At 71.1% G+C, this 23671-nt stretch carries 20 protein-coding genes; 5 read left to right on the forward strand and 15 right to left on the reverse strand.

The window, feature by feature from the left end; genetic code table 11:
• Positions 1–281: 281 nt before the first annotated feature.
• Together recX and recA are read right to left on the reverse strand one after the other, a co-directional pair.
• Positions 282–1220 (reverse strand): recombination regulator RecX, encoded by a 939-nt coding sequence (gene recX / locus ACZ7M2_RS43870; RefSeq protein ID WP_471600062.1) that lies wholly within the window; start codon positions 1218–1220, stop codon positions 282–284.
• A gap of 3 nt (positions 1221–1223) precedes the next feature.
• Complete coding sequence (gene recA, locus ACZ7M2_RS43875) at positions 1224–2348, reverse strand: recombinase RecA (protein ID WP_352051072.1); 1125 nt, start codon at positions 2346–2348, stop codon at positions 1224–1226.
• Between the two features lie 327 nt (positions 2349–2675).
• Between recA and ACZ7M2_RS43880 the strand changes: the two genes are divergently transcribed.
• Complete coding sequence (locus ACZ7M2_RS43880) at positions 2676–3530, forward strand: hypothetical protein (protein WP_471600063.1); 855 nt, start codon at positions 2676–2678, stop codon at positions 3528–3530.
• 40 nt (positions 3531–3570) lie between these two features.
• Here ACZ7M2_RS43880 and ACZ7M2_RS43885 read toward each other — a convergent pair whose 3' ends face one another.
• On the reverse strand, positions 3571–4785 hold the full coding sequence (locus ACZ7M2_RS43885) for an AI-2E family transporter (protein WP_471600064.1): 1215 nt from the start codon (positions 4783–4785) through the stop codon (positions 3571–3573).
• Between the two features lie 60 nt (positions 4786–4845).
• Positions 4846–5040, reverse strand: coding sequence for a DUF3046 domain-containing protein (locus tag ACZ7M2_RS43890; RefSeq protein ID WP_471600065.1), 195 nt, complete (start codon positions 5038–5040; stop codon positions 4846–4848).
• A gap of 80 nt (positions 5041–5120) precedes the next feature.
• Here ACZ7M2_RS43890 and ACZ7M2_RS43895 point away from each other — a divergent pair, with 80 nt between their 5' ends.
• Complete coding sequence (locus tag ACZ7M2_RS43895; protein ID WP_471600066.1) at positions 5121–6074, forward strand: hypothetical protein; 954 nt, start codon at positions 5121–5123, stop codon at positions 6072–6074.
• Between the two features lie 58 nt (positions 6075–6132).
• Here ACZ7M2_RS43895 and ACZ7M2_RS43900 read toward each other — a convergent pair whose 3' ends face one another.
• Genes ACZ7M2_RS43900 through ACZ7M2_RS43910 form a run of 3 tightly spaced genes read right to left on the reverse strand, consistent with a single transcriptional unit; the run spans position 6133 to position 8071 of the window.
• The gene (locus ACZ7M2_RS43900) at positions 6133–6441 is read right to left on the reverse strand and encodes an AzlD domain-containing protein (protein WP_352051076.1); all 309 of its coding nucleotides are present in this window, start codon (positions 6439–6441) and stop codon (positions 6133–6135) included.
• Entirely contained in the window at positions 6438–7178 is a 741-nt protein-coding gene (locus tag ACZ7M2_RS43905; protein ID WP_471600081.1) for an AzlC family ABC transporter permease, read from the reverse strand. The genes ACZ7M2_RS43900 and ACZ7M2_RS43905 overlap by 4 nt, the downstream gene beginning before the upstream one ends.
• The gene (locus ACZ7M2_RS43910; RefSeq protein ID WP_471600067.1) at positions 7076–8071 is read right to left on the reverse strand and encodes an AraC family transcriptional regulator; all 996 of its coding nucleotides are present in this window, start codon (positions 8069–8071) and stop codon (positions 7076–7078) included. The genes ACZ7M2_RS43905 and ACZ7M2_RS43910 overlap by 103 nt, the downstream gene beginning before the upstream one ends.
• Positions 8072–8242: 171 nt before the next feature.
• Between ACZ7M2_RS43910 and ACZ7M2_RS43915 the strand changes: the two genes are divergently transcribed.
• The 3 genes from ACZ7M2_RS43915 (at position 8243) to ACZ7M2_RS43925 (ending at position 14970) form a co-directional block, all read left to right on the forward strand.
• Positions 8243–13195: an ATP-dependent helicase gene (locus ACZ7M2_RS43915; RefSeq protein ID WP_471600068.1), complete on the forward strand. Its 4953-nt coding sequence runs from the start codon at positions 8243–8245 to the stop codon at positions 13193–13195.
• 89 nt (positions 13196–13284) lie between these two features.
• Positions 13285–14121: a DNA-formamidopyrimidine glycosylase family protein gene (locus tag ACZ7M2_RS43920; protein WP_471600069.1), complete on the forward strand. Its 837-nt coding sequence runs from the start codon at positions 13285–13287 to the stop codon at positions 14119–14121.
• 87 nt (positions 14122–14208) lie between these two features.
• The gene (locus tag ACZ7M2_RS43925) at positions 14209–14970 is read left to right on the forward strand and encodes an SDR family NAD(P)-dependent oxidoreductase (RefSeq protein WP_471600070.1); all 762 of its coding nucleotides are present in this window, start codon (positions 14209–14211) and stop codon (positions 14968–14970) included.
• A gap of 201 nt (positions 14971–15171) precedes the next feature.
• Here the strand turns inward: ACZ7M2_RS43925 and ACZ7M2_RS43930 are convergent, their stop codons facing one another.
• From ACZ7M2_RS43930 to ACZ7M2_RS43965, 8 genes are all read right to left on the reverse strand, one after another.
• Positions 15172–15432: a hypothetical protein gene (locus ACZ7M2_RS43930; RefSeq protein ID WP_471600071.1), complete on the reverse strand. Its 261-nt coding sequence runs from the start codon at positions 15430–15432 to the stop codon at positions 15172–15174.
• A gap of 164 nt (positions 15433–15596) precedes the next feature.
• A complete protein-coding gene (locus ACZ7M2_RS43935) occupies positions 15597–16067 on the reverse strand; it encodes a Dps family protein (protein WP_352051082.1) in 471 nt (156 codons plus the stop codon).
• A 213-nt stretch (positions 16068–16280) separates the two neighbouring features.
• Positions 16281–16658: a helix-turn-helix domain-containing protein gene (locus tag ACZ7M2_RS43940; protein ID WP_054228608.1), complete on the reverse strand. Its 378-nt coding sequence runs from the start codon at positions 16656–16658 to the stop codon at positions 16281–16283.
• 109 nt (positions 16659–16767) lie between these two features.
• Positions 16768–17313, reverse strand: a complete 546-nt coding sequence (locus ACZ7M2_RS43945) for a CinA family protein (protein ID WP_352051083.1) — start codon at positions 17311–17313, stop codon at positions 16768–16770.
• Positions 17310–18023, reverse strand: a complete 714-nt coding sequence (gene pgsA, locus ACZ7M2_RS43950; protein ID WP_352051084.1) for a CDP-diacylglycerol--glycerol-3-phosphate 3-phosphatidyltransferase — start codon at positions 18021–18023, stop codon at positions 17310–17312. Before pgsA ends, ACZ7M2_RS43945 begins: the two co-directional genes overlap by 4 nt.
• Complete coding sequence (rimO, locus tag ACZ7M2_RS43955; RefSeq protein ID WP_471600072.1) at positions 18020–19507, reverse strand: 30S ribosomal protein S12 methylthiotransferase RimO; 1488 nt, start codon at positions 19505–19507, stop codon at positions 18020–18022. The genes pgsA and rimO overlap by 4 nt, the downstream gene beginning before the upstream one ends.
• A gap of 142 nt (positions 19508–19649) precedes the next feature.
• The gene (locus ACZ7M2_RS43960; protein WP_352051086.1) at positions 19650–20504 is read right to left on the reverse strand and encodes a helix-turn-helix domain-containing protein; all 855 of its coding nucleotides are present in this window, start codon (positions 20502–20504) and stop codon (positions 19650–19652) included.
• 313 nt (positions 20505–20817) lie between these two features.
• Positions 20818–23556, reverse strand: a complete 2739-nt coding sequence (locus ACZ7M2_RS43965; RefSeq protein ID WP_471600073.1) for a DNA translocase FtsK — start codon at positions 23554–23556, stop codon at positions 20818–20820.
• Positions 23557–23671: the final 115 nt, after the last annotated feature.

The raw sequence follows: 23671 nt of genomic DNA on the forward strand, positions 1-23671 counted from the left end.
GAGGACCAGGGCGAAGGCGGGAGACCGGAGACACCTAACTCGGGGGCCGGGCTCCAGGCGAGACCTGGAGCCGAACGCACGCGCAGGTCATCACCCCGCACAGATGCCGCTCTGCCACCGAGCCGCCCCTCGAGCCCCTGGGTCAGCCTTCTCTCGCCCGAAGTCTTACGGACTCACCCCCTCGGACCGCGCCCCTCGACCCCGGAGACCCGTCGCCCCTCTGAACGCGATCGGCCCCCCGTGCGCCCACCGGCATTCAGTCCCCACCCCCACCCCAAGGCTCAGAACCCCTCGTCCCCCAAGCCCTCCGTGTCCTCCCCCTCTTTCTCCAGCGCCTGGCGAACCACGCGTAGCGCCATCCCTTCGGAGTAGCCCTTGCGGGCGAGCATGCCCGCGAGGCGTCGCAACCGTTTGTCGCGGTCGAGGCCGCGCGTGGCGCGGAGCTTGCGCGCGACGAGCTCGCGCGCCGTCGCCTCTTCCTGCTCGGAGTCGAGCTGCCCGACGGCCTCGTCGATCAGCGTCGAGTCCACACCCTTGGTCCGCAGCTCCCGCGCGAGCGCCCGCCGGGCCAGACCCCGGCCGTGGTGCCGGGACTCCACCCAGGCGTCCGCGAAGGCACCGTCGTTGATCAGCCCGACCTCCTCGAACCGTGACAGCACCTCGTCCGCCACATCGTCGGGGATCTCACGCTTGCGCAACGCGTCCGCGAGCTGTTTCCGCGTGCGCGGGGTCCCGGTGAGCAGGCGCAGACAGATCGCCCGCGCCCGCTCAGCCGGGTCCGCTGGAGGCTCCCCCTTCTCGGCCCTCGACGAGGAAGGAATGCCTCCGTCCTGTGGGTCGTCGGGCGGCTCACCGAAACCGCCACGCCTCCGACGCCCTCGTCCACCTCGCGGCCCCCCATCGCCGCGCCCCCCGTCGCCGCGCCGCCCACCGCCACGGCGCGGTCCACCGCCCGAAGAACCGTGACCGTCCGTCAGGCCGTCGCCTTCGCCGTCGCCCGCCGGACCGTCACTGCCGTACGGATCCCCGCCATGGAACCCCTCGGGGCCATACGTGTCACCGGAGTACGCGGAGGAGCCGCCGTACGTCTCATCCTCGTACGGCCCGTCCCCGCCGTGCGCTCTTTCACCGTCTCCGGCCGAGTCGCCGTTCCCCCCGTGCCCCTGCCCCCGCGGGGGGACGGGGTAGGCGTACTCGGCCCAGTCGGTTCGTCGCGTCATGGACTAGCTCTTGGCCGCCGCGGCCTTGGACTTGGTGGCCTTGGCCGCCGGAGCGGGCACCGTCTTCGCGGCCTCGTCCGAGGCGGTCGAGACCGCCGCGTCCGCGCCCGGCTCGGCGGTGGGCTCCGCCGGCCTCACACCGACGCCCAGCTTCTCCAGGATCTTCTTCTCGATCTCGTTGGCGAGGTCGGGGTTGTCCTTCAGGAAGTTGCGCGCGTTCTCCTTGCCCTGGCCGAGCTGGTCGCCCTCGTACGTGTACCAGGCGCCGGCCTTGCGGACGAAGCCGTGCTCCACGCCCATGTCGATCAGGCCGCCCTCGCGGCTGATGCCGTGCCCGTAGAGGATGTCGAACTCGGCCTGCTTGAAGGGCGGCGCGACCTTGTTCTTGACGACCTTGACTCGGGTGCGGTTGCCGACCGCGTCGGTGCCGTCCTTCAGCGTCTCGATACGGCGGATGTCGAGTCGCACCGAGGCGTAGAACTTCAGCGCCCGGCCACCCGTCGTGGTCTCCGGGGAGCCGAACATCACGCCGATCTTCTCGCGCAGCTGGTTGATGAAGATCGCGGTGGTCTTCGACTGGTTGAGCGCGCTGGTGATCTTCCGCAGGGCCTGGCTCATCAGGCGGGCCTGCAGACCCACGTGCGAGTCGCCCATCTCGCCCTCGATCTCCGCGCGCGGCACCAGGGCGGCGACGGAGTCAATGACGATCAGGTCGAGCGCGCCGGAGCGGACGAGCATGTCCACGATTTCCAGCGCCTGCTCGCCGTTGTCCGGCTGGGACAGGATCAGGTTGTCGATGTCGACACCGAGCTTCTTCGCGTACTCGGGGTCGAGGGCGTGCTCGGCGTCCACGAAGGCCACCTGGCCGCCGGCCTTCTGCGCGTTCGCCACCGCGTGCAGCGTCAGCGTCGTCTTACCGGAGGACTCCGGGCCGTACACCTCCACCACTCGGCCGCGCGGCAGGCCACCGACACCGAGGGCCACGTCGAGCGCGGTCGACCCGGTGGGGATGACCTCGATGGGCTCGTTCGGCCGCTCGCCCAGGCGCATCACCGCGCCCTTGCCGAATTGCCGTTCAATCTGTGCGAGCGCGGCGTCGAGCGCCTTCTCGCGGTCCGTACCTGCCATGGGTTCCACCCGGTTTGCTTGAGTCGATCGCTTCACGTCAAAGACGCTAACGCCTGCCACTGACAATGCGCCCCGACGCCCGTCCAGCCTGTGGATAACTCGGGTACATCTCTGTGAAAACCCTGCCGAAATCCCCGCCGAGAGCCCAGCCGGAGATTCCATAAGAATGGATGTTCGATTTTGGTGTCAAGCGCACCACGCGGCACCTCCGAGCCTACGTTCGCGGACCGACAACGGCCTGGATCCCCGCCTACTCCACGGGGCGTACCACCGGAGTCTTCGGCCGTACGACGACCTCACGGCCCTGGCCGCCGAAGCTTGGACCTCATGGAGAGCCGCAGCAAAACCCCCGCTCCCGCCGTGACCACCGCCGTCGCCCCCACCGCACGGCCGTCTCCGACACGACCGTCTCCGGTGGGCCTCGCGTGGCGTGGGGCGTGGCACGGAGTGTGTCCCGCCGAGCGGCTCTGCCACGCGACCGGCGCCGTGCTGGTGCTCTCCGGGCTGGCGCATCTGGTCGTCTTCGCCGTGGACGGAGGCCCCTGGGACGGGCCCGTCTCCTGGCGCAAGCCCGTCACGTTCGGGCTCTCTTTCGGGCTGACGCTGATCGCGATCACGTGGGTCACGTCGTATCTGCGGGTCGGAACGCGTCTGCGCTCGGCGCTGCTCGTCGTGTTCGCCGCCGACTGTGTCGTGGAGGTGGGCGGGATCACCCTTCAGGCGTGGCGCCGGGTGCCCTCGCACCTCAACATGGAGACCGGCTTCGACACGGCGGTGTCGATGACGCTCGCGGTGGGCGGCGGGGTTCTCGTGGTGCTGCTCACCGTGTTCGCGGTGGCCTCCTTCAGGAACCGGCCCACGGGCCCTCTGGGGATGCCGCTCGCGCTGCGCTCCGGATTCGCGATCCTGCTCGTCGCGTTGGCGTCGGGCGCCGCGATGATCGCGCGCGGGGTCGTCCTCACCCGCACCGGTCACCAGGAGGCGGCGTACCACTCGACGGCCCCGCTCAAGCCGCTGCACGGAGTGAGCCTGCACGCCGTGCTGGTCCTGCCCGCGCTGGCCTGGCTGCTGTCGCACACGCCGTGGAGCGAGCGGACACGGCAGCGGGTCGTCCACTCGGCGGTCGGCTGCTACGCGGCGGCGGTCCTGGGCGCCGGAGTGTGGGCGGCCCTCACCTGGTGAACCCTGGTGAACCTCATCGGCCTCATCGGGCTCATCGGGCTCATCGGCCGAGCAGCCCCCGCAGACGGGCGCGGAAGGAAGGCGACCTCCTGGTCCGGTGACCGTGCACCCGGGGGTCGTCCGTGACGTCGTACCGCTTCACATAGGCCCCCAGGAAGGCCTGGAGGGTGGCGACCGCGGGGATGGCGATCAGGGCGCCCACGGCCCCGAGGAGGGCGGTGCCCGCGATGACCGAGCCGAAGGCGACCGCGGGGTGGATGTCCACGGTCTTGGCGGTCAGCTTGGGCTGCAGTACGTAGTTCTCGAACTGCTGGTAGACCACGACGAAGATCAGCACCCACAGCGCGTACCAGGGGTCGATGGTGAAGGCGATCAGCATCGGCAGGGCGCCGGCGAGATAGGTACCGATGGTGGGGATGAACTGCGAGACCAGACCCACCCAGACGGCGAGCACGGGCGCGTAGGGCACGCCCAGGGACTGCAGCAGGATGTAGTGCGCGATGCCGGAGATCAGCGCCATCAGACCGCGCGAGTACAGATAGCCGCCGGTCTTGTCGACGGCTATCTCCCACGCGCGCAGCACCTCGGCCTGTCGCGCGGGCGGCAGCACGGAGCACAACGCGCGCCGCAGCCGGGGCCCGTCGGCCGCGAAGTAGAACGAGAACAGCGTGATCGTCAGCAGCTTGAAGAGACCGCCGAGCACCTGTGCGGACACGTCCAGGACGCCGGTCGCGCTGTTCTGCACGTACTTCCGCAGCCAGTCGGAGTGCACGAGGCTGTCCTGGACGTCCACCCGTCTCACATGGGTGTGGAAGCTCGAGTTGATCCAGTTGATCACCGAGTCCAGGTACTCGGGGAAGCCCTCGATCATCTTGATGATCTGACCCGCGAGCATCGAGCCGAGCAGCGTGATGAATCCGGCCGTCACGATCAGCAGACCGAAGAAGACGAGGAAGGCGGCCAGCCCCCGGCGCATACCGTACGAGGCCATCCAGCTCACCGCGGGCTCGATGGCGAGCGCCAGGAAGAACGCGATCAGAATGTTGATCAACAGCCCGATGAGCTGGTGGAACGCCCAACTGCCCAGTTGGAACAGGGCGACGAGGGTGAGCGCGAGCACCATCGCGCGCGGCAGCCAGCGCGGCATGCGCGCGCCCTCCCCTGGGGCGTCCACGCCCAGGGGCGGAGTGGGCGGCGTCGTGCCGAAGGGGGATGTCTGCTGGTCGACCTGCGCGGTCTCGTCTGTCGGGGCCACGGGGCAAGTCTCGCCCACGCCGCCGACAATCGGTTACCGGCCCCGGATCTTCGGGGTCCGTCAGCGGTTTTCGTACGGAACGTTCATGGTCGCGCACACCACGCGCCACACGTCCTTGGCCTCCCAGCCGGCGTTCAGCGCCTCGTGCACGGTCCGTCCGCCGAGGTCCGTCATCACATGATCGCGCGCGAAGCTGTCGGCGTACGCCTCACCGAAGTGATCCGCCATCCGCTGCCAGAAGACCGTCAACCGCATGACTCCAGTATCCCGCCCCTGAGAGTGGGCCCGGGCCGGGACCCCTTGCCGAGACCGTTTTCCGTCCTACGGTCTGAGACATGGCCGAATCAGGAGCATCCCCACTCCCCCCGACGCCCCCGGCGCACACCCCGCTCTCGCGCGCCGAGCACTTCATCTGGCTCACCGCACGCGTGCTGGAGCAGCGCCGTTTCGCGTACCACTTCCTGGACAGCGACGTCGGCGCCGCCGACGCGGTGGAGACCGCGCTGGCCGCCTACCGCAACGACGACGAGGGATACGGTCACGCGCTCGAACCCGATCTCCGCGGTCCGGTCAGCCAGCCGCTGCACACCGGGCACGCGCTGCGCGTCCTCGACTCGATCGGGCGGTGCGGCGGACAGCGCGTGGAGCGCGTGTGCCGCTACTTGACCTCGGTGTCGACGGCGGACGGCGCACTGCCGGCGGTCCATCCCAGTCAGCGTGGCTATCCGCACGCTCCTTTCGTGCCGATCGTCGACGACCCGCCGAGTGAACTCCTCGCCACCGGGCCCGTGGTGGGCCTGTTGCACCGCAACGAGGTGTGGCACGCCTGGCTGTTCCGGGCCACCGACTTCTGCTGGCGGGCGGTCGAGTCCCTGGACAAGTCCCACCCGTACGAGATCGAGGCGGCCGTGGCCTTCCTGGACTCCGCCCCCGACCGACCGCGCGCGGAGGCCGCCGCCGACCGGCTGGGCCGCCTGGTGCGCGAGCACCGGCTCGCGGCACTGGATCCGGCGCGCCTGGAGGCGTTTGCGGTGGCGCCCGGATACGCGCCGGACGAGCATCACTTCCCGCACGACTACGCGAAGACCCCGGGGTCACTCGCGCGCGCATGGTTCACCGACGAGGAGATGGCGCGCTCGCTCGACTTCCTGGCGGGCGAGCAGCGTGAGGACGGCGGCTGGCCGATCCGCTGGCGCCAGTGGGCACCGGGTACCGCCCTGGAGTGCCGCCCCATGGTGACGATCGAGGCCCTGCGCACCTTACGGGCGTACGGACGGCCCATCGGCTGAGCCACGCGGGCGGTTCCCGGCCCGCACACGCGTGTGCGGGCCGTCCGCGTCCCGGGCGTCAACCTGTCAGCGCCCGCATTCCGGCCGTCACGACCACGGCCGCGCCGACCACGAGCAGGAAGGGCGCGCGCAGGAGCAGGGCGACGGCGGCCGCGGCGAGTCCTGCGACCTTCGCGTCCACGACCAGGACACGCCCGTCGGCGAAGGTCTGCTGAGCCGTGAGCGCGGCCAGGAGGGCGACGGGCAGCAGGGCGGCGAGGCGCTTGACAAGCGGCCGCTCCAGGACGCCGACGGGAACCAGCAGGCCGATGAGTTTGACGGCGTAGCAGCCGACGGCGGTCGCCCCGATCGCGATCCAGATGTTCAACGGTCTTCCCTTGGTGCATCGTTGTCGGCCTGGATACGGACGGCGGGCTTCGGAGCGCGTCGCCCCTCTATGTAGAGGGCGGCGGGAGCGGCCAGCGCCGCCACCAGGACGGGGACTCCGGCGGGCAGCACGGGCAGCAGACCCAGCCCCAGAAGAACCGCGGCACCGGCGACCGCGCGCTCCGTGGTGGTCTTCAGCATCGGTGCGAGCAGGGCGAGAAAGACGGCGGGCCCGGCGGCGTCCAGCCCCCACGCGTCGGTGTCCCCGATGGCCTCGGCCCCGACGGCGCCCAGCAGCGTGGTGAGGTTCCACAGCACGTACAGGGTGAGCCCGGTGACGGTGAAGCCGATCCGGACGCTGCGGCGGGTGGGCTGGGCGAGCGCGACGGCCGTGGTCTCGTCGATGACCCACTGTGCGGCGAACGGACGTACCGCGCGCGGGAGGGCCAGCAGTTGTGACAGCCGCAGTCCGTAGAACGCGTTGCGCACCCCGAGGAAGAACGCTCCCGCCGCCGCCGTGAGCGGGTTGCCGCCGCCCGCGAGCGCGCCCACGAGCGCGAACTGCGAGGCGCCGGTGAACACCAGGAGGCTGAGCGCGCAGGTCTGCAGCACGGTGAGCCCGCTGCCTGCCGAGGTCACCCCGAAGGCGAAACCGGACAGTCCGACGGCGACCCCGACTCCCAGGGCGTCCCGGACGACGGCCGCGTCGGGTTTTCCGCCGCCTTCTTCACTGCGTATGTCTGCGAGAGCTGTCTGTTCTGCCACACCCCGGACTCTAGGTACGGCCCTCCGTCGGCGTCTTGTACGTTCTTGCGCTCGCGCTGGTAGGCGCCCGGAGGCACGCCCACGATGCGGGTGAAGTGACGGTTGAGATGGGGCTGGTCGGTGAAGCCGACGGCGACGGCCGCCTCGGCGGGCGCGGAACCGGCGTCCAGGAGGTGGCGTGCCCGGCGTACCCGGGCGTCGGTCAGCCAGGTGTGGGGCGGCATGCCGTAGGTCTCGCGGAACGCGCGCAGCAGGGCGAACGGACTGGTGCCGAGGTCGGCGGCGAGCCGTTCCAGAGTCGGAGGCTCGACCATCCGCTCCTCCAGCACGGCACGCGCGCGTGCGGCGACACGGGCGCCCGCGGTGTGCACACCCCGCTGCGGCAGCGAGCCGCCGTTCAGGCGCAGCAACCGGGTCACCGCGACCCGTAGCAGGGTGTCGGCCGCGAGCGCGTTGCCCTCCTCCGCGGCCCGGAGCACTTCGTGCACCAGACCCGCCGCGTACGGATCGTCGAGCACCGGACTGACGAAGCCGGGGGTTCCACGAATCGTGGTGGTCTCCGCGGCGATCTCCGCCACCAGCTCGGGCGAGGGGTACACGGCCCCGTACCGCCAGCCCTCGGGAACACCCGCCCGGCCCGTGTGCGGGGTGTCGGGGTTGACCAGCGCGAGCGCGCCCGGACCCGCGTACTGGTCGGCGCCACCGTGGTGGAAGACCTCGACACCGTCGGAGATGGCGGCGATCACGAAGTTCTCGTGGGTGTGCCGCACAAAGATCTTCTCGACGAATCGCGCCCGCAACAGATCGACACCCGGCAGCTCCGCGTACCGCCAGTGCCGAGCTCGCTCCTCCCCTGAACCTGCCACGCCCCCATTCTCCGTCACTCCCTCGCTGAGGGGCCGCGGGAGACACCCCCACCAGCCCGCGACCGCGCACGCCCGGCCCCGACCCACCACCAGCCGAAGGCGCATCGGCCCCCATCGGGCGCGTTCCCGCAGGTCAGAGGAATTGTCAGTGGCCGGGTGCAGGATGGACGCATGGTCAGCTCCGCACACCGAGCCCTGGACGGCTTCTCCCCCGCGACCCGCGGCTGGTTCACGGGGGCCTTCTCCGCGCCCACCGCGGCCCAGGCCGGCGCGTGGAAGGCCATCGGCGAGGGCTCGGACGTGCTGGTGGTCGCCCCGACCGGCTCCGGCAAGACCCTGGCAGCGTTCCTCGCCGCGCTCGACCAGCTGGCCTCGACCCCGCCCCCGGCCGACCCCAGGAAGCGCTGCCGGGTGCTGTACGTATCGCCGCTCAAGGCCCTCGCGGTGGACGTGGAGCGGAATCTGCGCAGCCCGCTGACCGGCATCCGGCAGGAGTCGGTGCGCCTCGGGCTGCCCGAGCCCGAGGTGAAGGTCGGCATCCGCTCCGGCGACACCCCGGCCGCCGAGCGCCGCGCGCTGGCCACCCGCCCGCCGGACATCCTGATCACCACCCCCGAGTCACTGTTCCTGATGCTGACGTCGGCGACGCGCGACGCGCTGACCGGTATCGAGACGGTGATCCTGGACGAGGTGCACGCGGTCGCGGGCACCAAGCGCGGCGCCCATCTCGCGCTCACCCTGGAGCGCCTCGACGAGGTGCTGCCCAAGCCGGCGCGCCGCATCGGCCTCTCCGCGACGGTGCGACCGGTGGACGAGGTGGCGCGCTATCTCTCACCCCGCCGCAAGGTGGAGATCGTCCAACCCCCGTCGGGCAAGGAATTCGACCTCTCCGTGGTCGTCCCGGTCGAGGACCTGGGCGAGCTGGGCGGCTCCCCGGTCGCCGACGGCAGCGAGGGCGCGGAGAAGCCCTCCATCTGGCCTCATGTCGAGGAGCGGATCGCCGACCTCGTCCAGTCCCACCGCTCCACGATCGTGTTCGCCAACTCCCGCCGCCTGGCGGAGCGCCTGTGCAACCGGCTGAACGAGATCGCGTACGAGCGGGCGACGGGCGAACCCCTGGCGGAGGCGCACGCCCCCGCCCAGCTGATGGGGGGCTCCGGCGCGGCGCAGGGGGCGCCGCCCGTCATCGCGCGGGCCCACCACGGCTCGGTGTCCAAGGAGCAGCGGGCCCTGGTCGAGGAGGACCTGAAGGCGGGGCGCCTGCCCGCCGTGGTCGCCACCTCCAGCCTCGAACTCGGCATCGACATGGGCGCGGTCGACCTCGTCGTCCAGGTCGAGTCACCGCCCTCCGTGGCCTCCGGCCTCCAGCGAGTGGGCCGCGCGGGCCACCAGGTCGGCGCGGTGTCCACCGGCGTCGTCTTCCCCAAGTACCGCGGCGACCTGGTCCAGGCGGCGGTGGTCACCGAGCGGATGCGCACCGGCTCCATCGAGTCCCTGCGGGTCCCCGCCAATCCCCTGGACGTGCTGGCGCAGCAGCTCGTCGCCATGACCGCACTCGACACCTGGCAGGTCGACGACCTGCTCGCCACGGTCCGCCGGGCGGCGCCCTTCGCCTCGCTCCCCGAGTCGGCGTTCACGGCCGTGCTCGACATGCTCGCGGGCCGCTATCCGTCCGACGCCTTCGCGGAGCTCAGGCCCCGCGTGGTGTGGGACCGCGTCGCGGGTACGGTCACGGGCCGTCCCGGCGCTCAGCGCCTCGCCGTCACCTCCGGCGGGACCATCCCCGACCGCGGGCTGTTCGGGGTCTTCCTCGCGGGATCCGACCCCAAGAAGGGCGGCGGCCGGGTCGGTGAGCTCGACGAGGAGATGGTCTACGAGTCCCGCGTCGGGGACGTCTTCACGCTCGGCACGAGTTCCTGGCGCATCGAGGACATCACCCGCGACCGCGTCCTGGTCTCCCCCGCCCCCGGTGTCCCGGGCCGTCTCCCCTTCTGGAAGGGCGACCAGCTCGGCCGCCCTCTCGAGCTCGGCCGGGCGGTCGGCGCGTTCCTCCGCGAGGTGGGCTCGCTCCCCAAGGACGACGCCCGCCTGCGGCTGCTGGCCGCGGGACTGGACGCCTGGGCCGCCGACAACGTGCTGTCCTACCTCACCGAACAGCGCGAGGCGTGCGGGCACGTCCCGGACGACCGCACGATCGTCGTCGAGCGGTTCCGTGACGAGCTGGGCGACTGGCGGGTGGTCGTGCACTCCCCCTTCGGCGCCCAGGTGCACGCGCCCTGGGCCCTCGCGCTGGGCGCCCGGCTCTCCGAGCGCTACGGCATGGACGCCCAGGTCATGCACGCCGACGACGGCATCGTGCTGCGCCTGCCCGACGCCGACGTGATGGGCCTGGACCTGCTCGACCAGGAGCCCATGAAGCTGGGCACGGAGTACGACACGGAGCAGGCGCCCGTCGGCGCGGCGGACGTCGCCTTCGACAAGGGCGAGGTCGACCAGATCGTCACCGACCAGGTGGGCGGCTCGGCACTGTTCGCGGCCCGCTTCCGTGAGTGCGCGGCCCGCGCGCTGCTGCTGCCGCGCCGCAGCCCGGGAAAGCGCACCCCGCTGTGGCAGCAGCGGCAGCGCGCCGCCCAACTGCTCCAGGTGGCCAGCGAGTTCGGATCGTTCCCGATCGTCCTGGAAGCGGTCCGCGAATGCCTCCAGGACGTCTTCGACGTCCCCGGGCTCACCGAGCTGATGGGCGACATCGAGTCCCGCAAGGTGCGGCTCGTCGAGGTCACCACGCCCGAGCCCTCCCCCTTCGCCCGCTCCCTCCTGTTCGGATACGTCGCCCAGTTCCTGTACGAGGGCGACTCCCCGCTCGCCGAGCGGCGCGCCGCCGCCCTGTCCCTGGACTCCCGCCTGCTGGCCGAGCTCCTGGGCCAGGCCGAGCTGCGGGAGCTGCTCGACGCCGAGGTCCTGGCCGAGCTGGAACGGGAGCTCCAGTGGCTCACCGAGGACCGCCGGGTCAAGGACGCCGAAGGCGTCGCCGACCTGCTGCGCCTGCTGGGCCCGCTCACGGATGCCGACCTGGCCGAGCGCGGCGCCGAGCCGCAGTGGGCCAAGGAGCTGGCCGCCGCCCGCCGCGCCATCAAGGTCCGTATCACCGGCGCCGACCACTGGGCGGCCATCGAGGACGCCGGCCGCCTGCGGGACGCGTTGGGCACAGCGCTGCCCGTCGGCGTCCCCGAGGCCTTCACGGAGCCGGTCAAGGACCCGCTCGGCGACCTCCTCGCGCGCTACGCACGCACCCACGGCCCGTTCACCTCCACCACCGCCGCCGCCCGCTTCGGTCTCGGCACGGCCGTCACGGACGGAGCACTGCAACGCCTCGCGGCGAACGGCCGCGTCGTCCAGGGGGAGTTCCATCCGGCGGGCATCGGCCAGGAGTGGTGCGACGCGGCCGTGCTGCGCAGACTGCGGCGCCGTTCGCTCGCGGCCCTGCGCCACGAGTTGGAGCCGGTGCCGCCCGCCGCGCTCGCACAGTTCCTGCCACAGTGGCAGCACGTCGACAGCGGGCACGGGCTGCGCGGCATCGACGGACTGGTGCGCGCCATCGAGCAGTTGCAGGGCGCCTCGGTGCCCGCCTCTGCCCTGGAGAAGCTGGTCCTTCCCTCCCGCGTCTCCGGTTACGCCCCCGCGCTGCTCGACGAACTCACGGCCGCCGGAGAGGTGGTCTGGGCCGGGGCCGGGGCGCTGCCGGGCAAGGACGGCTGGGTCTCGCTCTATCTCGCCGACGCGGCTCCGCTGCTCCTCCCGGACCCGCACCCCCTGGAGCTGACCGCCCTGCACCAGTCGGTGCTGGACGCCCTCTCCGGGGGCTACGGCCTGTTCTTCCGCCAGATCGCCGACCAGGTCCGCGCCACCACCCACCCCGACGCCACCGATCCCCAACTCGCCGACGCGATCTGGGACCTGGCCTGGTCCGGTCGGCTCACGAACGACACGCTCGCACCGATGCGCGCTCTCCTGGGTTCGGGTCGCACCGCCGGGTCCACGGCGCACCGCGCCAAACGCACGGTCCCGCGCGGCCGCTACGGCTCCCTGACCGGCGCGGCACGCCCCCAGTCCCGTACGGGCCCGCCGACGGTGGCCGGCCGCTGGTCGCTGCTGCCCGCTCGTGAGCCCGATGCCACCGTGCGCGCCCACGCCCTGGCCCGCACACTGCTCGACCGGCACGGCGTGGTGACCCGGGGCGCCGTCGCCGCGGAAGGGGTCGAAGGCGGCTTCTCCGCCGTGTACCGCATCCTGTCCGCCTTCGAGGACAGCGGCCAGGCCCGCCGGGGTTACGTGGTGGAAGGACTGGGTGCCGCCCAGTTCGCGATGGACGGAGCGGTGGACCGCCTGCGCGCGGCGGCGAACGCGCGGGACCGGGGCGAATCACTGACCGCCCAGGACCCCAGGGACAGCTTCGCGGGAGACACCTTCCCGGCGCCGACCGGTTTCCCGGACACCCCCGGCCGCCGCCACACCAACGATTTCCCCGACGGCCGCGACCCCGCACACACCAACGGTTTCCCCGACAGCCACGACGACCCCGCGCACACCCACGCCTTCCCCGACGACCTCGACACGACGAGTCCCCTCGGTTTCTCCGAAACCGAGGACTCCGCCTTCGCCGACGACCACGGCTTCGCGAGCGACCCCGCGCTCTCCCCCCACCGGTTCCGCTCCCGTTCCTCGTCCCGGGCCACCCCCCAGGCCGTGGTCCTGGCCGCCGCCGACCCCGCGAACGCGTACGGCGCTGCCCTTTCCTGGCCCGAACCCCCCACCGGCGCCGGACACAAACCGGGCCGTAAGGCGGGCTCCCTGGTCGTGCTCGTCGACGGCGAGCTGACGCTGTACATGGAGCGCGGCGGCAAGACCCTGCTGGCCTGGCCCTCGGACCCGGACGTCTCGGTCATGGAGGACGCCCGTCTGCGTGCCGCCGCCGAAGCCCTCGCCGCGGCCGCCCGCGCGGGCTCCCTCGGTACGGTCACGGTGGAGCGCGTCAACGGCGCCTCCGCCCTGACATCCCCGTTCGGCACCCTCCTGGAAAGCGCCGGCTTCATCGCGACCCCCCGCGGCCTGCGCCTGCGCGCCTGAGCCCCCACCCACACGCACCCCACGTACCCGCATCCCCCGCTCCGCCCCACCCCGCCGCTCCCCACCCCTCTCGTGCCACCCTGGAACCCATGCCCGAAGGAGACACCGTCTGGCAAGCCGCGAGGCGACTGCACACCGCCCTCGCGGGCAAGGTGCTGACCCGCTCCGACCTGCGGGTGCCCAAGTACGCCACCGCAGACCTCACCGGCCGCACCGTCCTGGACGTCACCCCGCGCGGCAAGCACCTCCTCACCCGGATCGAGGGCGGCCTGACCCTGCACTCGCATCTGCGCATGGACGGCTCCTGGAAGGTGTACGCGAACGGCCTGCGCTGGAGCGGCGGCCCCGCCCACCAGATCCGGGCCATCCTCGGCACCGCGGACCGCACGGCCGTCGGCTACCGGCTCCCCGTCCTGGAGTTGCTCCGCACCGCGGACGAGGTCCGCGCCGTAGGCCACCTCGGCCCCGACCTCCTCGGCCCGGACTGGAACCCCGACAGTGCCTTGGAGAACCTCCTCCAAGACCCCGCCCGCTCCCTCGGCGAGGCCCTCCTCGACCAGCGCAACCTCGCCGGGATCGGCAATGTCTACAAGAGCGAGCTGTGCTTCCTCCTCCGGGTGACTCCCTGGCTGCCCATCGGTGAGCTTCCCGCCGACCGCGCCACCCTGCTCCCGGCCCTGGCCAAGAAACTCCTGGAGGCCAACCGCGACCGTCCGACCCGCATCACCACCGGCCGCCGCGACCAGAACCTCTTCGTGTACGGCCGCGCACCCCGCCCCTGTCTGCGCTGTGGCACCTCGATCCGCCGGGCCGACCAGGGCGACGGCTCCCGAGAGCGCCCCACGTACTGGTGCCCGATGTGCCAGACAGGCCCGACTCCGGCCCCGGGCCGTATCCCGCCCTCCGAGCGCCAGCCCCTCCCGTAGAACTCCCCGCCGTACGACTCCTTGCCGTACAACTCCTTGCCGTACGACTAATTGACGGATCGTCAGAAACCCTCGTACCGTCCCTTCATGCCCGTCAAGGCGTACGACCTCACCGGACGCACCGCATTCGTCACCGGCGCCGCCAGCGGGATCGGCCGCGCGTCAGCCGTCCTGCTGGCGGAGGCGGGGGCCACCGTCCACTGCGCGGACCGGGACCCGCAGGGCCTGCACGAGACGGCGACCCTCATCAAGGCCCAGGGCGGTACGGCCCACACACATCCGCTCGACGTCAGCGACCGTGCGCAGCTCCGACAGGCCGTCGCGTCCTGCGAACGGCTCGACGTCATGGCGGCGGTCGCCGGGATCATGCACAGCAGCCCGGTCCTGGAGACCCGGGACGAGGACCTGGACCGCGTGCTGGGCGTCAATTTCAAGGGCGTGCTGTACGCCTGCCAGGAGGCTGCCCGCCTCATGATCGCGAACAGCGTCCGCGGGAGCATCATCACGATGGCGTCCGGCGCCATCGACACCGGCGGCCCCGGCCTGCTCTGCTACGGCGCCTCGAAGGCGGCCGTCGTGCAGCTGACGAAGACTCTGGCGACCGAGATCGGCCCGCACGGCATCCGTGTCAACGCGGTCGCGCCCGGCTGGACACGTACGCCGATGACCGACCGTCACGGGGACGACCAGGCGCGCACCGAAGCGGTCATGGCCCGGCTGTCGCCGCTCGGCCGGGTCGGCGAACCCAAGGACATCGCCCACGCCGTGCTGCATCTGGCCTCCGACGCCTCGGCGTTCACAACGGGGCAGATCCTGCGCCCGAACGGCGGCGTAGCGATGCCTTGGTAGCGCCCGGCAGCGCCCCCACGCCGCCCCCAGCAACCCCGGCAGCACCCCCACGCCGCCGCCCTCCGGGCATCCGCCCTGCGGCATCTCCACCCCGCTCCCGCCCCCTCTGCGCCCAGCCCCCTCCCACGCCGAGCCCCAGGCACCACGCGCCCCCAAACGCGCCGCACCTGTCCCCCACCCCCTCCACCGAGCGCCCCGCCGCTACGAAGCCCCCGGCTCACGCCCCCCACGCGTCCCGCGTCGTAGCCACCCCTCCCGCCGCCCATGCGCCCCGGCGCCGGCGCGCACGGCCCCGGCCTTCGGCACACAGTGCACCGGCAGCAGGCTCAACCCCCATCCCCCGGCCGCGACCGCCCCTTCCAGCGCCCCGGCATCGGGCGCCAGCGCGAGCCGGACGACACCCCACCACCACAGCGCACCGAGCCCCAGCGCAGCCCCCCAGCGCGCTATCCGCCCTGCCATGGTGTCCACCTCCAGCCCGAAGCTAGACCCGCGCTCTCACCCACCGGCAGGGCGCACCAACGGCACAGAGGCGCACCCAAGGCACATCCGAAGCCGGTCACGGCGCCCCATGGCCACCACGGGGCGCCCGGCGGTCACCACCGTGAGCCGCCCGCCTCCGGGCGTCACCCGTTCTCCGCCTGGAACATCCAGTGATGCTTCTCGAGGTCGGCCGTGATCTGGATGAAGATGTCCTGGCTCACCGGATCGGCTTCGCCCGTCGCGTCCACCCGCACCCGCATCCGGCTGATCACCGCGCTCAGCGCGTCCACGAGCGCCTCCACGGCGTCGGTGTCCTTGATCCAGCCCTCAGGCGTCACACCGATACCGCTGGTGGTGGCCACGGTCGCGGCACGTCCGTCGGGCGGGACTCCGAGCGTCGAGGCGCGCTCCGCCACCGTGTCGGAGTGCAGCCGTGCGGTGTCCACGACCTCGTCGAGCTGGAGGTGGATGGAGCGGAAGCGCGGTCCGACCACGTTCCAGTGGATCTGCTTCGCCACCAAGGAGAGATCCACCAGGTCGACCAGCGCTCCCTGGAGGGCGCCGGACACGGTCTTAAGATCCGCGTCGGACAACGGGCTCTTCACGACGTACATCGGGATTCTCCGATCCACTCGACCTGATCAACAACGGCCTCATCCATCACGACCTCATCAACCATGGCATATACGCACAATTCGGGTCACCTGGAGCGAGTGGACCGGGAGACAGCGAAAGCCCCGGCCGAAACCGCTCCAGGTTTCCCCTGGAGCAGCCCCGGCCGGGGCTTTCACAAGCGTGCTCAGCTCATGAGCGCGAACTCGTGAGCGTCAGGCGGCGACGACGTCGACCGCCTCGGCAGGCGCCTTGATGGTGACCCGTTCCGGTGGTACGCCGGTGACCGATACGGAATTCAGCATCGGACGGCGCACCGGTGTGGGCACCGGCTCGGTGGCCGCTGCAGACTGGGCCAGCTCGGCGAGAGCGAGCTCGTCGCTCACTTCCCGCATGAGCTCGGACATCCGTACGTCCAGCGCGTCGCAGATGGCGGAGAGCAGCTCGGAGGATGCCTCCTTCTGCCCCCGCTCCACCTCGGAGAGATAGCCGAGTGAAACTCGGGCGGACGAGGAGACTTCGCGCAGAGTACGGCCCTGGCGCTGGCGCTGCCGACGCAGCACGTCACCAAGCAGGCGACGGAGCAGAATCATCGGTGGCTCCCTCCTCGGACCGCGTAGCCGCATCCTTCACGCCCCACCGTACCGCCTTGCGCCGCGGCCGTGCGGGGAGCGATGTCGTGTTCACTCAGGGCTGCAAACATCAAAACCCCCCGTTCTGTTCCGTATCCTGTGCCCGCTCATTCCCGGTCTGTTCGCCCGCCAGCTCCTTCAGGAGCAGTGCGAGTACGCTCCGTACACTCTCCATACGGATTTCCGCCCGGTCGCCGTTCAACCGCAGCGGTATCACTTTGCCGCCGCCGGCAGCATGAAAAGATGCTCGGGACGGCCCGTCGACGGCCACGAAAACCGTCCCGACCGGCTGCCCGTCCTGGGGTTCGGGTCCCGCGACACCGGTGGTCGCGATCCCCCAGTCCGCGCCGAGCGCCTTGCGCACACCGGCCGCCATCTGGGCCGCGACCTGCGGATCCACCGCACCACGCTGGGCCAGCAGAGTGGCGTCGACACCCAGCAGTTCGCGCTTGAGTTCGGTGGCGTACGCCGTCACGGAGCCCCGGAAGGCCTGGGAGGCCCCGGGCGTCGCGGTGATCTCCGCCGCCACCAGACCGCCGGTCAGCGACTCGGCGACGGCGAGCGTCTCGCCCCTCACCGTGAGTAGTCGCAGCACTTCGGCGGCCGTAGAACTCACCGTTCTGCCTCCTCGGCGGCCGCCTGCCGCTCGGCGATCCCGCTCCTGCGCAGCACAATGGCCTGTCGTACGTAGTCGAGCCCGGTGACGACGGTCAGGACGACCGCCACTGCCATCACCCAGAACCTCAGGGTGGCCAGCGGCCCCGTCAGCGCCAGGACGTACATCCCGACCGCGGTGCCCTGCGCGAGGGTCTTCAGCTTGCCGCCACGGCTGGCCGGAATGACCCCGTAGCGGATCACCAGGAAGCGCATCAGGGTGATCCCGAGCTCGCGCCCGAGGATCACTCCCGTCACCCACCACGGCAGATCACCGAGGTAGGACAGGCAGACCAGCGCCGCACCCATGATCGCCTTGTCGGCGATGGGGTCGGCGATCTTCCCGAAGTCGGTGACCAGGTCGTACGTACGCGCCAGGTGCCCGTCGAAGATGTCGGTGATCATGGCGACGGCGAAGGCAGCCCACGCCCAGGCACGCCACGCGGGGTCGTACCCGCCGTCGGCCAGCATCAGCGCCACGAAGCCCGGCACCAGGACGAGCCGGATCATGGTCAGGATGTTCGCGATGTTCCAGAGGCTGGCCTGATTGACGGCCACAGCGCCCAGCTTCCCGCCCCGCGCCGGCTTGGAGCCCCCGGGAACGCCGGGAGCGCCCGCCGCGCCGTTCGCGCTGGAGGAGCCGCCCGCCGCGGACGCCGGGGCTCCGGTCATCTGGCCGCCTCCTCAGTACACGGGAGCGAGCCCAGGAGCGGCTCGGCCACCAGGTCGACACCTTCCGTACCGACCACCTTGGCCTCGACGATACGGCCCACCGTCAGACCTTCGCCGCTTGTGAACTGCACCTGACCGTCGGTCTCGGGCGCCTGGTGTGCGGCACGGCCGACCGCACCCCACTCCTCCCCGTCGGCGGAGCCGATCGACTCGACGAGCACGTGGACGGTCTCACCGACGCGCTCCTCGGCGCGCTGCGCGACCAGCTCCTCGGCGAGCCGGGACACGCGCGCGAGGCGCTCGTCGACCACGTCCTGGTCGAGCTTGTTCTCGTACGTCGCCGCCTCCGTGCCGTCCTCGTCGGAGTACCCGAAGACGCCGATGGCGTCGAGGCGTGCGCCCGTGAGGAAGCGCTCCAGCTCCGCGAGGTCGGCCTCGGTCTCGCCGGGGAAGCCCACGATGAAGTTGGACCGCACGCCGGCCTGCGGGGCCTTGGAGCGGATGGTGTCGAGCAGCTCCAGGAAGCGGTCCGTGTCGCCGAAGCGCCGCATCGCGCGCAGCACGTCGGGCGCGGAGTGCTGGAAGGACAGGTCGAAGTAGGGCGCGATGTTCGGCGTGGAGGTCAGCACGTCGATGAGCCCGGGGCGCATCTCGGCGGGCTGGAGGTAGCTCACGCGCACGCGCTCGATGCCGTCGATCTCGGCGAGCTCGGGCAGCATGGTCTCCAGGAGGCGGATGTCGCCCAGGTCCTTGCCGTACGAGGTGTTGTTCTCGGAGACCAGCATGATCTCCTTGACGCCCTGCTCGGCCAGCCAGCGGGTCTCGTTCAGCACATCGCTGGGGCGGCGCGAGATGAAGGAGCCGCGGAAGGACGGGATGGCACAGAAGGAGCAGCGCCGGTCGCAGCCGGAGGCGAGCTTCACCGAGGCCACAGGGGAGCCGTCCAGGCGGCGGCGCAGGGGCGCACGCGGACCGGAGACCGGGGCGACGCCCTCCGGGAGGTCCGAGGGGGCGCCGTGGCCGGGAAGGGCCACCTCCTCGCCCGCACTCTGCCGCTCGGCGGGGCTGATCGGCAGCAGCTTGCGCCGGTCGCGGGGAGTGTGGGAGGCGTGGATGCCGCCGTTCAGGATGGTCTGGAGGCGGTCCGAGATGTCCGCGTAGTCGTCGAAGCCGAGCACGCCGTCGGCCTCGGGGAGGGCCTCGGCGAGCTCCTTGCCGTACCGCTCGGCCATGCAGCCCACCGCCACGACGGCCTGGGTTCTGCCATGCCCCTTGAGGTCATTGGCTTCCAGGAGGGCGTCGACGGAGTCCTTCTTGGCGGCTTCGACGAAGCCGCAGGTGTTGACGACGGCGACATCCGCTTCTTCGGCGTCCTCCACGAGTTGCCAGCCGTCCGCCTCCAAGCGGCCTGCGAGCTCCTCCGAGTCCACCTCGTTACGGGCGCAGCCAAGGGTGACGAGTGCGACGGTACGGCGTTCAGGCATGGGCTCAAGACTACTTTGTCTCACTGACAGCCCACGTCGACGGGGTTGGCCGATCTTGGCCAACCCCGTACCCGCCTGTGCGGAGAACCCTTTGTGCGCCCGTTTCGTGAGCCCGCTGTGCGACCCTCACGGCCGTCCGAAGTCATCCGACGACGGGGTCGCCCTTCGTGTACGTCAGTCGCTCGACCTGGCCGGGCTGGAACTGGTCGTCGATCTTCTTGCCGTTCACGTACAGCTTGATCGCGCCCGCGTCGCCGAGGACCAGGTCGATCTTCGTCTTGTCCTGGAAGGTCTTGGACTCGCCCTGCTTGAGCAGACCGTCGAAGAGAAGCCGGCCGTTGTGGTCCTTGGCGGAGATCCAGCTGCGCCCGTCAGGGGCGCTCACCTGGACGGTCACCTTGTCCTGCGGAGCCGCCGCGATGGCGCTGTCGGAGGGCTCGGGCTTCGGGTCGGCGGGCTTGCTGATCTTGGGGCTGGCCGAGGTGGTGGACGTACTGGCGGTCGGTGTGGAGCCCTCGGCGACCGACGACTTCGCGTCGCTCCCACCGCTGCCCTTGACCACGGTGAAGCCGACGAAGCCGATCACGGCGACGATGGCCGCGACCATGGCGGCGGTCCAGTTCGGCCCGCGGCGCTCGGGACGGATACGTTCCGCCTCGAACAGCGGGGCGGCGGGGGTCGGCGCGGGACGCCCGCCGTGTTCGGCGTCGTAGCGAGCGAGCAGCGGGGCCGGATCGAGACGCACGGCCCGGGCCAGCGTCCGGATGTGACCGCGCGCGTACACGTCACCGCCGCAGGGGGCGAAGTCGTCCTGCTCCATCGCGTGCACGATGCCGATACGGACCCGGGTGGCGTTGCTGACGTCGTCAACCGTCAGTCCTGCCTCGATGCGGGCCTGCCGCAGGGCACGACCGACCGAGAGGACTTCTTCGCGGTGCTCTTCGAACGGGCGCTCGTCTTCGGGGGAGTTGCCGTCAGGGAAGTTGCCGATGGACACGGGGGCGCCTTTCGAGCGTGTAGCCACCTGTGCTGGAGGTTCAGTTTAGGGGGGGTGCGAAAGGGTGGGGCAACCGGGCGGTGGGACTTTGTACGCCATCAGAATGGCCGGTCATCCTGATGTTGGGACAGGGACCTGTCCCCTCGCTCAACTTGACGTACGACGAAGGGAAACGGTTGCCCGTCTTTCCCTTACGGGTGAGTCACGTTCGAATATCCATGTGTCACGGAGCGAACCGTCCGCGCCATGACCGAGCCGTCGAGATCTCACTCGTACGGTGACCGACCTGTCCTGTTTTCCTCCGCCAAAAGCTCTACGCTTCAGCTTCCCCACGAATCACGGCGAGCACTCCATCCAGCTCGTCGGCCTTCACAAGAACATCACGCGCCTTGGAGCCCTCGCTGGGCCCGACGATGCCGCGGGACTCCATGAGGTCCATCAGCCGCCCTGCCTTGGCGAAGCCGACCCGCAGCTTGCGCTGGAGCATCGAGGTGGACCCGAACTGCGAGGTGACGACCAGTTCGGCGGCGGCGCACAGCAGGTCGAGGTCGTCGCCGATGTCCTCGTCGACCTCCTTCTTCTGCTTGGTGCCCACGGTGACGTCGTCCCGGAAGACCGGCGCCATCTGGTCCTTGCAGTGCTGCACGATGGCCGCGACCTCGTCCTCGGTGACGAAGGCACCCTGCATACGGGTGGGTTTGTTGGCCCCCATCGGCAGGAAGAGCCCGTCACCCTTCCCGATCAGCTTCTCGGCACCCGGCTGGTCGAGGATGACGCGGGAGTCCGCCAGCGACGACGTGGCGAAGGCGAGCCGGGACGGCACGTTCGCCTTGATCAGACCGGTGACAACGTCCACGGACGGCCGCTGCGTGGCGAGCACCAGGTGGATACCGGCCGCACGCGCGAGCTGCGTGATGCGCACGATCGCGTCCTCGACGTCGCGCGGCGCGACCATCATCAGGTCGGCGAGCTCGTCGACGATCACGAGCAGATACGGGTACGGCGTCAGCTCGCGCTCGCTGCCCTCGGGCAGCTTCACCTTGCCGTTCCTGATGGCCTCGTTGAAGTCGTCGATGTGCCGGTAACCGAACGCCGCAAGGTCGTCGTAGCGCAGATCCATCTCCCGTACGACCCACTGCAGCGCCTCGGCGGCCCGCTTCGGGTTGGTGATGATCGGCGTGATCAGGTGCGGGATGCCCTCGTACGCGGTGAGCTCGACCCGCTTGGGGTCGACGAGGACCATCCGGACGTCCTCGGGGGTCGCCCGGACCATGACGGACGTAATCAGGCAGTTAATGCACGAGGATTTACCCGAACCGGTGGCTCCGGCGACGAGCACGTGCGGCATCTTCGCCAGGTTGGCCATCACATAGCCGCCCTCGACGTCCTTGCCGAGCGCGACCAGCATCGGGTGGTCGTCCTCGGCCGCGTCCGCGAGGCGCAGCACGTCGCCGAGGTTGACCATCTCGCGGTCGGTGTTGGGGATCTCGATGCCGACCGCCGACTTGCCGGGGATCGGACTGATGATCCGCACGTCGGGGCTTGCGACGGCGTACGCGATGTTCTTGGTGAGCGCCGTGATCCGCTCGACCTTCACGGCGGGGCCGAGCTCGACCTCGTAGCGCGTGACCGTCGGACCGCGCGTGAAGCCGGTGACGGCGGCGTCGACCTTGAACTCCATGAAGACGTTCTGGAGCGAGGCGACCACGGCGTCGTTGGCGGCGCTGCGCGTCTTGCCGGGCCCGCCACGCTCCAGGAGGTCGAGCGACGGCAAGGAGTAGGTGATGTCGCCGGACAGCTGGAGCTGCTCCGCGCGCGGGGGCAGGTCGCGGGGCGCGTCGGGCGCGGACTTGGTGAGGTCGGGCACGACGGACTCGACGGCCAGGGCCTCCTGCTTGGGCCGCTTGGCGCCCGGGACGACCTTGGCGCGCGCGGCCGGCACCGGGGTCGTCTCCTCGTAGCCGTCACGCTCCGCCGTGACGCCCTGCGTCAGATCGGCGACCAGCGGGGAGGGCGGCATCCCGTGCAGCACGGCGCCGTCGAGCGCGGCGGCGGCGGCCGCGGCGACGTCCACCGCGTCCATGGGCCGGTTCATGTCGGGCTGCTGCACACCGGGCCGCCGGGGACGGCCGCGGCGCTTGGTGAGCGCCTCCTCCTCGGCACTGTCCGCGTCGTATCCCTCAGGGGCGCGTGAACGCCGTCGGGAGCGGGCGGGAAGCGCCTCACGCCACTGCTCGTCGTAGCGCTCGTCGTCCTCGCCGAAGGCGTCCTCGTCGGGGTCGGCCTGGACGACGCCCAGCTTCTGTCCGAGCAGCCGCAGCCGCTGCGGGATCGCGTTGACGGGGGTCGCCGTGACGACCAGCAGGCCGAAGATCGTGAGCAGCACGAGCAGCGGCACCGCGAGGACGTCGCCCATCATGTACGTCAGGGGCGTCGACGCCGCCCAGCCGATGAGCCCGCCCGCGTCCCTTATCGCCTGCATGCCGTCACTGCGCGCGGGCGCCCCGCAGGCGATGTGGACCTGGCCGAGCACGCCCATGACGAGCGCGGACAGGCCGATCACGATGCGCCCGTTGGCCTCCGGCTTCTCGGGATGCAGGATGAAGCGGGCGGCGATGACCGCGAGCAGTATCGGCACCAGCAGGTCGAGGCGGCCGAAGGCACCCGTCACCAGCATCTCGACGAGGTCGCCGACGGGACCGTGCAGGTTGGACCACGTGCCTGCCGCGACGATCAGCGCGATCCCGATCAGCAGCAGCGCGAGTCCGTCCTTGCGATGCGCCGGGTCGAGCCCCTTCGCGCCCCGTCCTATGCCGCGGAACATCGCGCCGACGGCGTGCGCGAGGCCCAGCCACACGGCGCGTACGAGCTTGTACACACCCGCGGTGGGGTTGGGCGCCGACGCGGGTGGGGCCTTCTTCGCCGCGACCTTCTTGGCGGGCGCCTTCTTGGCGGCTGCCTTTTTCGCGGGGGCCTTCTTCGCCGGAGCCTTCGTCGGAGCGGCCGCCTTCTTCGCGGGCGGCTTCTTGGCTGCGGACTGACGTGAGGCCATGAGTGTGAGGTTACCGGTGGAGACGACAGCGGACACGTGTGCCTACTGCTTCACCCGTTCGTGTCGCCCGCACCAGGGACCGGAACTGACGCGCGCTCACCACGAACGACGGACG

It is taken from the genome of Streptomyces sp. NPDC111507 (assembly GCF_055638955.1).

Excerpts from the sequence above, each read along its gene's own strand:
- recX (WP_471600062.1), bottom strand. The coding sequence starts at position 1,220 with ATGACGCGACGAACCGACTGGGCCGAGTACGCCTACCCCGTCCCCCCG.
- recA (WP_352051072.1), bottom strand. The coding sequence starts at position 2,348 with ATGGCAGGTACGGACCGCGAGAAGGCGCTCGACGCCGCGCTCGCACAG.
- ACZ7M2_RS43880 (WP_471600063.1), top strand. The coding sequence starts at position 2,676 with ATGGAGAGCCGCAGCAAAACCCCCGCTCCCGCCGTGACCACCGCCGTC.
- ACZ7M2_RS43890 (WP_471600065.1), bottom strand. The coding sequence starts at position 5,040 with ATGCGGTTGACGGTCTTCTGGCAGCGGATGGCGGATCACTTCGGTGAG.
- ACZ7M2_RS43895 (WP_471600066.1), top strand. The coding sequence starts at position 5,121 with ATGGCCGAATCAGGAGCATCCCCACTCCCCCCGACGCCCCCGGCGCAC.
- ACZ7M2_RS43915 (WP_471600068.1), top strand. The coding sequence starts at position 8,243 with ATGGTCAGCTCCGCACACCGAGCCCTGGACGGCTTCTCCCCCGCGACC.
- ACZ7M2_RS43920 (WP_471600069.1), top strand. The coding sequence starts at position 13,285 with ATGCCCGAAGGAGACACCGTCTGGCAAGCCGCGAGGCGACTGCACACC.
- ACZ7M2_RS43925 (WP_471600070.1), top strand. The coding sequence starts at position 14,209 with ATGCCCGTCAAGGCGTACGACCTCACCGGACGCACCGCATTCGTCACC.
- ACZ7M2_RS43930 (WP_471600071.1), bottom strand. The coding sequence starts at position 15,432 with ATGGCAGGGCGGATAGCGCGCTGGGGGGCTGCGCTGGGGCTCGGTGCG.
- ACZ7M2_RS43935 (WP_352051082.1), bottom strand. The coding sequence starts at position 16,067 with ATGTACGTCGTGAAGAGCCCGTTGTCCGACGCGGATCTTAAGACCGTG.
- ACZ7M2_RS43940 (WP_054228608.1), bottom strand. The coding sequence starts at position 16,658 with ATGATTCTGCTCCGTCGCCTGCTTGGTGACGTGCTGCGTCGGCAGCGC.
- pgsA (WP_352051084.1), bottom strand. The coding sequence starts at position 18,023 with ATGACCGGAGCCCCGGCGTCCGCGGCGGGCGGCTCCTCCAGCGCGAAC.
- rimO (WP_471600072.1), bottom strand. The coding sequence starts at position 19,507 with ATGCCTGAACGCCGTACCGTCGCACTCGTCACCCTTGGCTGCGCCCGT.
- ACZ7M2_RS43965 (WP_471600073.1), bottom strand. The coding sequence starts at position 23,556 with ATGGCCTCACGTCAGTCCGCAGCCAAGAAGCCGCCCGCGAAGAAGGCG.